The sequence below is a fragment of the Microbacterium mangrovi genome, assembly GCF_000802305.1.
Lineage (GTDB): Bacteria > Actinomycetota > Actinomycetes > Actinomycetales > Microbacteriaceae > Microbacterium > Microbacterium mangrovi.
This window is the reverse complement of the sequence record NZ_JTDK01000006.1, coordinates 383,683-396,911: the sequence shown is the minus strand read 5'-3', so window position 1 is coordinate 396,911 and position 13,229 is coordinate 383,683. Positions and strand designations below refer to the sequence as shown.

Sequence of the window (13,229 nt, the reverse complement as noted above, 5' to 3'; positions counted from 1 at the left end):
GGGTGCCTTCTGGGCGCCCGTGATCGACGCGGTGGATGATGCTCCGGCTTTCCTCACGCGTGCGCGTTCGAGTCGAATCCCAGACCATCCGCGTCGAGCCTCACGGCCGGCGCCTCTTCAAGGAGAACCTCATGTCGGAAGACAACAAGGTCCACGCCGAGCTGCGTGACAACTTCGGCAAGGGCTTCGCCCGTCGCCTGCGCGCGGCCGGCAAGATCCCCGCCGTCATCTACGGTCACGGCACCGAGCCGGTCCACGTGGCCCTTCCCGGCCACCAGATGTCGCTGCTGATCCGCCGTGCCAACGCGGTGCTCGAGCTCGACGTCGACGGCACGGAGCAGCTGACGCTCGTCAAGGACGTCCAGAAGGACCCGGTGCACCAGGTCATCGAGCACATCGACCTCCTCGTCGTGAAGAAGGGCGAGAAGATCGAGGTCGAGGTCCCGGTCGTCGTCGAGGGCGAGTCCGCTCCCGGCACCATCGCCAACCTCGACGCGACGTCGGTCACGCTGGCCGTCGAGGCCACGCACATCCCCGAGCACATCGTGGTCTCGGTCGAGGGTCTCGAGGACGGCACCCACGTCACCGCCGGCGAGCTGTCGCTGCCCAAGGGGGCTGCGCTCGTCTCCGACGCCGAGCTGCTCGTGGTCGCGATCTCGGTTCCGGCCGCGACGATCGCCGCCGAGGACGAGGAAGAGGCCGAGGCTGCCGCCGAGGTCGAGGCCGAGGCTGCCGCCGAGTAATTCGGACACACGAATTCGAAGAGGGGGTGCGGGCGACCGTTCCCCCTCTTCCCGTCTCTGGAGGATGACATGGCCGACACGTGGCTGGTGATCGGGCTCGGCAACCCCGGACCGCGCTACGAGCTGACGCGGCACAACGTCGGCCAGCTCGTCGTCGACGAACTCGCCGCCCGGCGCGGGGAGGCGTTCCGGTCGCACCGGGCGAACGCCCGCGTGGCGGAGACCTGGCTGCGTCCGGGAGCGGCGAAGATCGTGCTCGCCAAGCCGAACACGTTCATGAACGTCTCCGGCGGCCCCGTCGCGGGGCTGGCGAACTTCTACGGCATCCCTCCCGAGCGCATCGTCGTCGTGCATGACGAGCTCGACATCCCGTTCGACACGATCAAGCTCAAGATCGGCGGGGGGCACGGCGGACACAACGGCGTCCGCGATGTCGCGAAGGCGCTCGGAACGCCGGACTTCCCGCGCGTGCGCGTCGGGATCGGGCGACCGCCGGGCCGTCAGGATGCCGCGGACTGGGTTCTCGACCCGTTCAGCGCCGCCGACCGCAAAGTGCTGCCGATCCTCGTCTCCGACGCTGCCGATGCCGTCGAGCAGCTCGTCGAGGAGGGCCTGCTCGCCGCCCAGCAGAAGCACCACGCACCTCGCGTCTGAGGCCTGCGCCCCGCCGATGTCGTAGGGGCGCCGTAGACTCGTCCGGTGACAGTTCCCGGGATTCCGCGCGCCCTCGCCCAGGCTTCGACGCTCCGGGAGGTGCTGGATTCGGCATCCTTCGACCAGTCGATCGCCGCGATCGAGGGCATCACGGCCCCGGCCCTCGCGGCGCTGCTCGCCCGACGCGCGGCCGCAGGCGCACCGCCCGTCCTGCTCGTCATCACCCCGACCGGGCGCCGTGCCGACGCCGTCGGACCGGCCCTGGAAGCACTCGTCGCCGGCGCGACCGTGCTGCATTTCCCGGCGTGGGAGACGCTGCCGCACGAGCGGCTCAGCCCGAGCGCCGAGATCGTGGGGCGGCGCCTGGCGGTGCTGCAGCGCATCCGCGAGTGGAACGCGGCGGACCCGGCCGAGCGTGGTCCGCTGATCGTCACGGCCTCGGTTCGCGCCGCACTCCAGCCGTTCGCGGCGGGTCTCGCCGACGCCGTGCCGATCGTGCTCGCGACCGGCGCCCGCGGCCACGACCTCGGTCAGATCGCCGCCGAGCTGGTCGAACGCGCCTACCACCGTGTCGACATGGTCTCCCGCCGCGGAGAGTTCGCGATGCGCGGCGGCATCCTCGACGTGTTCCCGCCGACGGCCGACCATCCCGCGCGGATCGAGTTCTTCGGCGACGAGGTCGACCAGATCCGCGCGTTCTCCGTGGCCGATCAGCGCAGCCTGCCCGGTGACGTCGAGCGGGTCGAGCTGCTGGCCGGTCGCGAGCTGCTGCTCACCGAAGCCGTCCGCGAGCGCGCGCTGATCCTCAGCGAGCAGTTCCCGGGTCTGCGCGGCATGCTCGAGAAGATGGCCGAAGGGATCCCCGTCGAGGGGATGGAGTCGCTGACGCCGGCCCTCGTCGACGCCCTCATCACCCTCGTCGACGTGCTGCCCGACGAGGCGGCGGTCGCGCTGCTGGACCCGGAGCGGTCCGAGACGCGCGCGGTCACGCTCGCCGACACCAACCGGGAGTTCCTGGAGGCCGCGTGGAACGCGGCGACCGCGGGTGCGCAGACCCCCATCGACCTGGGCGCCGGCGACTTCGTCAGTCTCGACCGCCTCGCGGAGATCACCCGCGAGCACCGCGGTGTGTGGTGGACCTTCAGCGCGTTCGATTCGGGAGCGGCCGACGCGGCATCCGAGGGCCTCATCGAACCGGCGGCCGGCTCTGCCTCCGCGCGGATCCCGGCACGCAGCGTGCCCTCGTTCCAGGGCAACGTCGACGGTGCGACCGAACACATCGGACACCTGCTGCACGACGGCTGGGCGGTCGTCGTCACCGCCTCGGGGACGGGCCTGGCCGACCGCGCCCGCGACGTGCTGGCCGAGCGCGGCATCGCGGCACGGCGGGTGGATGCCGTGCACGAGGCGCCCGAGCCCGGCGTCGCGCACATCGTCGTGGCATCCCTCGAGCGCGGCTTCGAAGCACCGGACGCGAAGCTCGCGGTGCTGACCGAGTCCGAGTTCTACGGACGCACGATCAGCGGCGACTCGCGCGTCGTCAAGAAGCTCGCCTCCCGCCGGCGCAGCGTGGTCGACCCCCTGCAGCTGAAGGCGGGCGACTACGTGGTGCACGCGACCCACGGCATCGGCAAGTTCGTCGAGATGCAGCGCCGAGAGGTCTCCAGCGGTGGCCGCAACGCGGTCAAGACCACGCGCGAGTACCTCGTGCTCGAGTACGCGGCCTCCAAACGCGGGCACCCGGGAGACAAGCTCTTCGTGCCCACCGACCAGCTCGACCTGCTCTCGCGGTATGTCGGGGGCGAGGCGCCGAGCCTGTCGAAGATGGGCGGCAGCGACTGGGCACAGGCCAAGAGCAAAGCGCGAAAGGCCGTGCGCGACATCGCGGTCGAGCTCGTCAAGCTCTACTCCGCGCGGATGGCGTCCAAGGGGTACGCGTTCGGACCCGACACGCCCTGGCAGCGCGAACTCGAAGAGGCGTTCCCGTTCGCGGAGACGCTCGACCAGCTGCAGACCATCGACGAGATCAAAGCGGACATGGAGAAGCCGATCCCGATGGACCGGCTGCTGTCCGGCGACGTCGGATTCGGCAAGACCGAAGTCGCCGTCCGCGCCGCCTTCAAGGCGATCCAGGACGGCAAGCAGGTCGCCATGCTGGTGCCGACGACCCTGCTGGTCAAGCAGCACCTCGAGACGTTCAGCGAACGGTTCGCCGGGTTCCCGGTCAAGGTGCGGCCGCTGTCGCGGTTCCAGACCGACAAGCAGGCGCGCGACACGATCGCAGGGCTCGCGGACGGCACGGTCGACATGGTCATCGGCACCCACCGGATCCTCACCGAGAAGATCCTGTTCAAGGACCTGGGTCTGATGATCATCGACGAGGAGCAGCGCTTCGGCGTCGAGCACAAGGACGCGCTGAAGAAGCTCAAGACCAACGTCGACATCCTCGCGATGAGCGCGACGCCGATCCCGCGCACGCTGGAGATGGCGGTCACGGGCATCCGGGAGATGTCGACCCTGCAGACGCCGCCGGAAGACCGGCATCCCATCCTGTCTTACGTAGGCCCGCGCAACGACAAGCAGATCGCCGCGGCCATTCGCCGCGAACTGCTGCGCGAAGGACAGGTGTTCTACGTCCACAACCGCGTGCAGTCGATCCAGCGCGTCGCGAGCGAGCTCGCGGAACTCGTCCCCGAGGCGCGCATCGTCGTGGCGCACGGCCAGATGGGCGAGCATCACCTCGAGCAGGTCGTCGACGACTTCTGGGAACGCAAGGCCGACGTGCTCGTGTCGACCACGATCATCGAGACCGGGCTCGACATCTCCAACGCCAACACGATCATCATCGACCGGGCCGACAAGTACGGGCTCAGCCAGCTGCACCAGCTCCGCGGACGCGTCGGACGCGGGCGGGAGCGCGCGTACGCCTACTTCCTGTACGACGACGCGAAGCCGCTCAGCGAGACCGCGGCCGATCGCCTGGAGACGATCGCGGTGAACAACGAGCTCGGCTCGGGGATGCAGGTCGCGTTGAAAGACCTGGAGATCCGCGGCGCCGGAAACCTCCTCGGCGCCGAGCAGGCCGGGCACATCGCGGGCGTCGGATTCGACCTCTACCTGCGCATGATCGGCGAGGCCGTCGCCACATTCCGCGGGGAGGAGAACGACGGCCCCGTCGAGCTTCGACTCGAGCTCCCGGTGCACGCCCGCATCCCCGAGGACTACATCGACAGCGAGCGGCTGCGGCTGGAGGCCTACCAGAAGCTCTCGGCGGCTGCGGCGGTCACCGCGAAGGACGACGCGATCGACCACGTCGTCGACGAGCTGCGCGATCGGTACGGTGAGCTGCCGGCGCCCGTGGAAGGACTCGTCGCGGTGGCGCGCCTCCGGCGGCGGGTGGGGCAGGCCGGACTCACCGACGTGGTGGCCATGGGGTCGAACCTGCGCCTGGCGCCGGCGCGTCTGCCCGATTCGATGCAGGTGCGCCTGCAGCGGCTCTACCCCAAGGCGAAGATCGTCGCCGGAGGGGAGGCGGTGCTCGTCCCGCTTCCCGTCGTCGACGGCGAGATGCCCGCGGATGGCGCGCTCCTCGAGTGGGTCGGCGCATTGGTCGGCCAGCTCTGGCCGGCGAAGGATGCCCCGGTCACCGCCGCCGTCTGAATCGGCCCGGACCGGATCGGGTCGCCGCTAGTCTGGCCCGGTGAGACCACTCGAAGGAACCGTCGCCCTCGTCACCGGAGCATCGAGCGGAATCGGCGAGGCGACCGCACGCGCGCTCGCTGACGACGGCGCCGCCGTGGCGCTGGTCGCGCGTCGCGGTGACCGGCTCGAGGCCCTCGCCGCGTCGATCGGCGACGCGGGCGGTGAGGCCCTCGTGGTGGAGGCCGACATCACCGACCGCGCCGCGGCGGATGCCGCCGTGGCGGCGGCGATCGCACGCTGGGGCCGCTTGGACATCCTCGTGAACAATGCCGGCGTCATGCTCCTCGGGCCGATCGCGGACGCGCCCCTCGAGGAGTGGGACCGGATGCTGGAGATCAATCTCCGCGCCGTGCTGTCGATGACGCACGCCGTGCTGCCGCATCTGCTCGCGGCGGCGGAGCTCGGCCCGCGGCGGGTCGCGGATCTCGTGAACATCTCGTCGACGGCGGGACGCCAGGTCAAGCGCGGCTCGGCCGTCTACAACCTGACCAAGCACGGCGTCGGCGCGTTCAGCGAGTCGTTCCGCCAGGAGTTCAGCCGCCGGCACCTGCGCGTCGGCGTCGTCGAACCCGGCGCGGTTCGCACCGAGCTGCGCGACCACCTGCGTCCGGAGATCCGGGCGGTCCAGGCCGAGCGGATGGCGGCGATGGAAGCGCTGGAACCGTCGGACGTGGCCGACGCGGTCCGCTACATCGTCACGCGACCACGCCACCAGATGATCAACGAGCTCCTGCTGCGGCCCACCGAACAGGACGACTGAGACGCCCGCCCCGACGGGTCAGATGACGCCCTGCGCCAGCATGGCGTGCGCGACCCGCTCGAACCCCGCGCAGTTCGCGCCGACGACGTAGTCGCCCTCGTGACCGTAGCGGCGCGCGGCCTCGAACGAGGCGTCGTGCACGCCGAGCATGATCTCGTGCAGGCGGCGTTCGCTGTCCGGGAAGTTCCAGCGCTGGCGTGATGCGTTCTGGCTCATCTCCAGGGCGGAGGTCGCCACGCCGCCGGCGTTGACGGCCTTTCCCGGTCCGAACAGCACGCCGGCATCCTGGAAGGCCGCGACCGCCTCGGGCGTGCTGGGCATGTTGGCGCCCTCCGCGACCGCGCGGACGCCGTTCGCGATGAGCGCCTCGGCATCCGCGGCGTCCAGTTCGTTCTGCGTGGCCGACGGGATCGCGACATCCATCGGCACGTTCCACGGCCGTTCCCCGGGCACGAACCGTGCGCTCGTGCGGTGCTCGACGTACTCGGCGATCCGGCCCCGGCGGACCTCCTTGATCTCGCGCAGGAGGCCGAGATCGATCCCGGCGTCGTCGACGACGTACCCCGAGGAGTCGGATGCCGTCACCGGCAGCGCGCCGAGCTGGCGCGCCTTCTCCATCGCGTAGAGCGCGACATTGCCCGACCCCGAGACGCCGACGCGTCGGCCCGCGAGGGTCTCCCCGTGGACGGCGAGCATGGCCTCGACGAAGAAGACCGCCCCGTAGCCGGTGGCCTCGGTGCGCACCTCGGCGCCGCCCCACTGCACGCCCTTGCCGGTGAACATGCCGGACTCGTGCCGATTGGTGATCTTGCGGTACTGCCCGAAGAGGTAGCCGATCTCCCGCGCGCCGACGCCGATGTCGCCGGCGGGCACGTCGGTGTGCTCGCCGAGATGCCGGTAGAGCTCGCTCATGAACGACTGGCAGAACCGCATCACCTCGGCGTCCGACCTGCCGTGCGGGTCGAAGTCGCTGCCGCCCTTGGCGCCGCCGATGCCCTGTCCGGTGAGGGCGTTCTTGAAGATCTGCTCGAAGCCGAGGAACTTGATGATCGACAGGTTCACCGACGGGTGGAACCGGAGCCCGCCCTTGTACGGGCCGAGCACCGAGGAGAACTGCACGCGGTAGCCGCGGTTGACCTGGAGGCGCCCGGTGTCGTCCACCCACGGCACCCGGAACATGATCTGCCGCTCCGGCTCGACGATGCGCTCCAGGATGCCGGCACCTTCGAACTGCGGGTGCTCTTCGAGGACCGGTGCGATCGATTCGAGCACCTCGTGCACGGCCTGCTGGAACTCCGGCTCGTGCGGATTGCGCTTCTGAACGGACTCGAAGACGTCCTCGACGAGGGTGGGCGCGGTTCTCAGGTGGGGCATGGCTGCCACTTTACCGACGGTCAGAATCGTGTGACGATCGCGGATCCGCGACGGGCGCTACGGTGAACACATGCAGTTCGAGCACCTCGGCGCGCGCCCGCGCATCCACCCGTCGGCCGTGATCGCGCCCACCGCCGTCATCAGCGGCGACGTCACGATCGGCCCCGACACCCAGGTGCTCCACGGCGCCGTCATCACGGCCGAAGGCGGCCCCATCACCATCGGCGCGAGCGTCATCGTCATGGAGAACGCGCTGATCCGGGCCTCGGCCATCGACCCGGTGCACATCGGCGACCATGTGCTCGTCGGCCCGATGGTCAGCATCTCCGGCGCCGTCATCGGCGACGAGGTGTTCCTGGCGACGGGAACCCGGATCTTCAACGGCGCCCGGATCGGCACCGGCAGCGAAGTTCGGATCAACGGCGTCGTCCACCTGCGCACCGTGCTTCCCGAGAACACGATGGTCCCGATCGGGTGGGTCGCCGTCGGCAACCCGCTGCTGATCCTGCCGCCGGACCAGCACGAACGGATCTGGGAGGCCCAGAAGGAGCTGGATTTCACCGGGTACGTGTTCGGGCTCGACCGCGAGACGCCCGACCTCATGACGCAGCTCACGGAGCGGTACGGGCGCAGCCTGGCGCGGCACTCCGCAGACCGCCAGATCGACTAGCGCGGCACGCGGGCGCCCTGGTCGCCGGCCGGGCGAGCCCCTAGAGTGCACGCATGGGTCCGCGCGGGAGTCGGCGGCGGTTCGGCGAGGCCGCCGCCGCGTTCGCAAGCAACTGGCGCAACCCCAGCCTGCGTCGGGCCCAGCTCAGCTTCTTCGCGGCCTGGGGCGCCGAGTGCGCGTTCACCGTGGCGCTCAGCGTGGTCGCCTACAACGCGGGAGGCGCGCTGGCCGTGGGGCTCGTCGGGCTCATCACGATGCTGCCCCCGGCGTTCCTGACCCCGCTGCTCGCCCCGCTCGCCGATCGCGGGCGTCGCGAGCGCGTGCTGTCGGTCGTGTCGAGCCTGCGCGGCATCGCGATGGCCACCGCCGGGGTGACCGTCGCCCTCTCCGGGCCGGTGCAGATCGTGTACCTGCTCGCCGCTGTCTCCGCGGTGCCGGCGACGCTGTTCCGTCCCGCGCAGTCCGCACTGCTGCCGACTCTGTGCCGCACCGGGAGAGAGCTCGCGAGTGCGAACGTCGTGCGCGGTCTCCTGGATTCGACGGCGAGCCTGGTCGGACCGCTCATCGCCGCGGTGCTGATGGCGCTCGCCGACGTGGCGACGGTGATGGGTGTCGCCGCCGCTGCCGCGTTCTGCTCCGCCGTCCTGGTGATCGGACTCCGCTACGAGGCGTCCCCGCCGGACGCGCCGCCGACGCGCCCGGCGCTGCTGCGCGAGGCGGCCGAGGGGCTGGGTGCGGTCGGGCACCGCCCGGATCTGATTCTCGTCCTCGGCCTGGCATCCGCCCAGACCCTGACCCGCGGAGCGCTCACCGTGTTCTCGGTCGTGGTGGCGGTGCAATTGCTCCAGATGGGCGATTCCGGCACGGGTGCGCTGATGGCGGCGTTCGGCGCCGGGGCGGTGATGGGCTCACTGGCCGCGTCCGTGCTGGTGGGCACGTGGCGGCTGGGGGCGTGGTTCGCGCTCGGCGTGGGCCTGTGGGGGCTGCCGATCGCGCTCATCGGCGTGTTTCCGCAACAGGCGAGTGCGCTGACCCTCCTCGCGGTGGTCGGCATCGCCAACGCGTTCATCGACGCCGCCGGGTTCACGCTCATCGGCCGTCTGACGCCCGACGCCGTCCTCGCCCGGGTCTTCGGCGTGCTGGAGAGCCTGGTCGCGATCAGCATCGGGGTGGGTTCCATCCTCACGTCGGCCCTCATCGTGTGGCTCGGCGTCCAGGGCGCGCTCATCGCCATGGGTCTGCTCTGTCCGATCCTGGCGGTGGCCTCCTGGTGGCGCCTGCGGACCCTGGACCGCTCGGTCGACACGCTGGACACCGAGATCGCCCTGCTCCAGCGCGTGCCGATGTTCGATCCGCTTCCGCTCCCCGCGATCGAACAGCTCGCGCGGGGTCTGGAGCCGGTCACCGTGTCGGCGGGCGACACGGTGTTCGCCGCGGGCGACCTCGGGGATCGCTACTACGTGATCGAGGCGGGGGAGGCCGAGGTGCGCGGCGCGGGCCGGGTCGTGGCGACCCTCGGCCCGGGCGACGGGTTCGGCGAGATCGCCCTGCTGCGGCGCACTGAGCGCACCGCGACGATCGTCGCGCGGTCCCGGCTGGAGCTGCGGGCCCTCGCGGCGGAGCGCTTCACGACGGTGGTCCTCGGGTTCACGCCGAGTGCCGCGGCGGCGGAGGAGGCGGTGGCGGGCGAGCTGGGCCGCTATTCACCGTCCGATCCGGAGGAGGATGCCACCGAGTGACGTCGGCGCCCTGCCGGGACGCCGCGCGCGCCGCTACGCTCTGATGCCGTGAACGGTGATTCGACGAAGATCTCCTGGGACTCGGCGCGGAAGGCGAACCTGGCCAACTGGAACGACCGCGTGCCGCTGCATGTCGACGGCTACGGACTGGATGCGTTCGATGACCCCGACCACATCTCCAGCGTCGTCGCCGACGACCTGGAGGCGCTCTCGCCGTTCCTGCCCGGCGGGGTCGCCGGGCTCGACGTGTGTCATCTCCAGTGCCACATCGGCACCGACACGATCTCGTTCGCACGCCGCGGCGCCCGCGTCACCGGTCTCGATTTCTCGCGCCCGGCTCTCGACGCCGCGGCCGAGCTTGCGGACAGACACGGGATTCCGGCGACGTGGGTGGAATCGGACGTGCTCGACGCCCGCAGCGTGCTCGAGGGTGATTTCGACCTCGTCTACACGAGCATCGGCACCATCGTGTGGCTGGCCGACCTCGATCGGTGGGCGGCGCAGGTGGCAGCCCTCCTGCGTCCCGGGGGCACGTTCTTCATCCGCGAAGGGCACCCCGCGCTGTACGCGCTCGACGAGTACCGCGACGAGCTCGTCCTCCGATACAACTACTTCGGCGACGGCTCCCCGCTGCAGTGGGATGAGCCGGGGACCTACGTCGGGGACGGCACCGTGGCGCACGCGCGCACCTATCAGTGGCCGCACCCGGTGTCCGAGACCGTCAACGCCCTGATCGGCGCCGGCCTGCGCATCCTGCGCCTCGACGAGGGGCGCACCCTGCCGTGGCGATTCGCCGACCGCATGGCCGAGCAGGGCGAGGACTACGTGTGGCCGGACGGCGAACGCGATCGGGTCCCGTGCACCTACACGGTCGTGGCCCGCAAGGTCTGAGCGGGCCGCGACCGGTCACCCGGTGTTCTGGAGTCCGGCCGCCACCCCGGAGACCGACAGCAGCAGCAGGCGCTGCAGCTCGGGATCCGCCGGTGCGTCCTGCGGTGCCTCGCGAAGCGCGCGCAGCGCCCGCAGCTGCAGCAGCGAGAGCGCGTCGACGTAGGGGCTGCGCAGCTTCACGGCCCGCTGCAGGACCGGCTTGTTCGCCAGCAGCTCGCCGCCGCCCGTGATCCGCACCACCCAGTCGCGGGTGAGCGCCATCTCATCGAGCACGAGCTGCGCCAGGTCGTCGCGGTCGCCCAGCTCGAGGTAGCGGCGGGCGATGCGCTCGTCGGTCTTGGCGAGGCTCATGGCGACGTTGTCGATGAGCGTGCGAAGCAGCGGCCAGTCGCGGTAGGCCTGGCGCAGACGAGCCTCGTCGCCGACGGCGTCGAGGGCGGTGCCGAGGCCGAACCAGCCGGCGAGGTTGATGCGCGCCTGCGTCCAGGCGAACACCCACGGGATCGCGCGGAGGTCTTCGAGCGACTCGACCGACAGGCCGCGGCGAGCCGGACGGGAGCCCAGCGCGAGCAGGCCGATCTCCTCCATGGGCGTCACCGTCGCGAACCACGGGGCGAACCCGGGCGCCTTCACGAGCTCGAAGAACCGCGCGCGGGAGGTCCGGTCCATGGTGGCCGCGACGTCGGCGTAGCGTTCGGCGGCCGCGCTGTTGCGCTGCTCGTTCGACGGCGAGGATGCCAGCAGCACCGCGGCCGCCACCTGGTCGATGTGGCGCATGGCGATCGCCGGCTCGCCGTACCGCGCGAAGATGACCTCGCCCTGCTCGGTGAGCTTGAAGCGCCCGTCGACGGAGTGCGGCGGCTGCGCGAGGACGGCGCTGTTCGCGGGGCCGCCACCGCGTCCGAGGGCGCCGCCGCGACCGTGGAAGAGCGTGAGCTCGATGCCGGCATCCTGCGCCCACGCCGCGATGAGCGCCTGCGCTTCGTAGAGCGCCAGGTTGGCGGCGACCGGACCGACGTCCTTCGAGGAGTCGGAATACCCGAGCATCACCTCGAGCCGGCGCCCGGTCTCCTCCAGCCGTGCGGCGAACGCGGGATGGGTGACGATCTCCGCGAGGATGCCCGGTGCCGCCTGCAGGTCGGCGAACGTCTCGAACAGCGGGATCACGTCGAGCACGGGCGGCGTCCCGGACGGGCCGACCGCGTGGCGCGCGAGCCGGTGCACGGCGTCGAGGTCGGCGGCGGACTGGGTGAACGAGACGATGTACCGGCCCGCGGCGCGCAGGCCGTACCGCTGCTGGATGTGCGCGATCGCGCGGAAGACGTCGAGCACCTCCTCGGTCTGCTCGCTGATCGGGGCCCCGGAATCCAGTTCGGCGAGCACCGTGCGGTGCACGGCCGAGTGCTGCCGGACCTCGAGTTCGGTGAGGTGGAAGCCGTACGTCTGCACCTGCCAGATGAGCGACTGCAGTTCGCCGTACGCGTGCCGGGGCGCGCGGGCGTCCACGAGGGAGCGCTGGACGAGGGCGAGGTCGGCGAGCAGAGCGTCGGCGTCGGGATAGGCCAGGTCGGCGTCGCGGGTGCGCGTCGCCCCGATCTTGCGGGCGATGAGAAGCAGCACGCGCCGGTGGGGTTCGTCCGGCGAGCGCTTGGCGATCTCGGCCGCGGCATCCTCGTCGGAGTCCTTGAGCCGGCGCCAGAGGGCCTCGACCTCGGCGGACGGCGGCGTGGATACCGCATCGAGTGTGAGGGTGCGTCCGATGCGGGTGGCCGCACGTTCCAGGCCGAGGAGCACGTGCTCGCTGGCGATCGCGGCGGCTTTGCGGGTCGTCGCGGCCGTGACGAACGGGTTGCCGTCGCGGTCGCCGCCCACCCAGGATCCGACCCGGACGAACGGGCGCACGACGGGCTTGCGGCTGCCGGCGGCGATGCCCTGCAGGGCGTCGTCGATGCGGCGGTAGACCTTGGGGACGGCCGTGAACAGCGTCTCGTCGAAGACGGACATGATCGTGTGCACTTCGTCGGTGGGGCTGGGCTTCTGCGGACGCAGGGGAGCCGTGCGCCAGAGCAGATCGATCTCGGCGAGGATGCGACGCTCCGCGCGGCGCTGGTCGGCCCCGTCGCGCGCGGAGTCCTCGTACTCGGCGAGCAGGCCCGCGACGCGGCGGATGCTGCTGGACACGGCGCGGCGGCGGGCCTCGGTCGGGTGGGCGGTGAACACGGGGTGGAAGCGCAGGTTCCGCAGACGCTCGAGGGCCGTGTCGTCGCCGACCTCGGCGGCGAGCCGCACGAAGGCGGCGGCGACCGAATCGGTGGCGTCCTCCTTCTCGGGGCGCCCGTCGCGCTCGCGCAGCACCCGCACCCGCTGGTGCTCCTCGGCGAGGTTCGCGAGGTGGAAGTACACGGTGAAGGCGCGCGCGACCTCGTCGGCGCGCTCGGTGGTGAACGACTGCGCGATCTGCTCCGCGCGGGCGAACGCCTCCGGCGTCTCGTCGGTGTACGCCTGGATGGTCGCGACGCGCAGGCGCTCGACGTCCTCGTACAGGCCGGGGGTTCCGCTCTCGCGCAGGACACGGCCGAGGAGGGTGCTGAGCAGACGCACGTCGCCGCGCATCCGCTCCGGAATCTCGTGACCGGCCTCATATCGTCCGACGAGGTCAAGGGCTTCGGTGGGGGTGGGTTCACGCATCGCGTCCA

Annotated in this window: 9 protein-coding genes; 7 read left to right on the top strand and 2 right to left on the bottom strand. The window is 71.2% G+C overall.

Annotated elements, in window-relative coordinates; all coding sequences use genetic code 11:
- Nucleotides 1–131 precede the first annotated feature (131 nt).
- From LK09_RS05750 to LK09_RS05735, 4 genes are all read left to right on the top strand, one after another.
- Nucleotides 132–743 carry a 50S ribosomal protein L25/general stress protein Ctc gene (locus LK09_RS05750; protein ID WP_039398108.1) on the top strand — a complete coding sequence of 204 codons (612 nt, stop codon included), beginning with the start codon at nt 132–134 and terminating at the stop codon, nt 741–743.
- Nucleotides 744–812: 69 nt separating this feature from the next.
- Nucleotides 813–1,397, top strand: coding sequence for an aminoacyl-tRNA hydrolase (gene pth / locus LK09_RS05745; protein WP_039397055.1), 585 nt, complete (start codon nt 813–815; stop codon nt 1,395–1,397).
- 45 nt (nt 1,398–1,442) lie between these two features.
- Nucleotides 1,443–5,057, top strand: a complete 3,615-nt coding sequence (mfd, locus tag LK09_RS05740) for a transcription-repair coupling factor (RefSeq protein WP_039397053.1) — start codon at nt 1,443–1,445, stop codon at nt 5,055–5,057.
- Nucleotides 5,058–5,097: 40 nt separating this feature from the next.
- Nucleotides 5,098–5,859 carry an SDR family NAD(P)-dependent oxidoreductase gene (locus LK09_RS05735; RefSeq protein ID WP_039397052.1) on the top strand — a complete coding sequence of 254 codons (762 nt, stop codon included), beginning with the start codon at nt 5,098–5,100 and terminating at the stop codon, nt 5,857–5,859.
- 18 nt (nt 5,860–5,877) lie between these two features.
- Here LK09_RS05735 and gdhA read toward each other — a convergent pair whose 3' ends face one another.
- Nucleotides 5,878–7,233, bottom strand: coding sequence for an NADP-specific glutamate dehydrogenase (gene gdhA, locus LK09_RS05730; RefSeq protein WP_039397050.1), 1,356 nt, complete (start codon nt 7,231–7,233; stop codon nt 5,878–5,880).
- Nucleotides 7,234–7,303: 70 nt separating this feature from the next.
- Here gdhA and LK09_RS05725 point away from each other — a divergent pair, with 70 nt between their 5' ends.
- The 3 genes from LK09_RS05725 to LK09_RS05715 are packed head-to-tail and all read left to right on the top strand — an operon-like array spanning nt 7,304 to nt 10,533.
- Nucleotides 7,304–7,903, top strand: coding sequence for a gamma carbonic anhydrase family protein (locus LK09_RS05725; protein ID WP_039397048.1), 600 nt, complete (start codon nt 7,304–7,306; stop codon nt 7,901–7,903).
- 53 nt (nt 7,904–7,956) lie between these two features.
- Nucleotides 7,957–9,642: an MFS transporter gene (locus tag LK09_RS05720; protein WP_039397046.1), complete on the top strand. Its 1,686-nt coding sequence runs from the start codon at nt 7,957–7,959 to the stop codon at nt 9,640–9,642.
- Between the two features lie 48 nt (nt 9,643–9,690).
- Nucleotides 9,691–10,533, top strand: coding sequence for a class I SAM-dependent methyltransferase (locus LK09_RS05715; RefSeq protein WP_082008076.1), 843 nt, complete (start codon nt 9,691–9,693; stop codon nt 10,531–10,533).
- 15 nt (nt 10,534–10,548) lie between these two features.
- Here the strand turns inward: LK09_RS05715 and LK09_RS05710 are convergent, their stop codons facing one another.
- Complete coding sequence (locus tag LK09_RS05710; RefSeq protein WP_039397044.1) at nt 10,549–13,221, bottom strand: phosphoenolpyruvate carboxylase; 2,673 nt, start codon at nt 13,219–13,221, stop codon at nt 10,549–10,551.
- Nucleotides 13,222–13,229 lie beyond the last annotated feature (8 nt).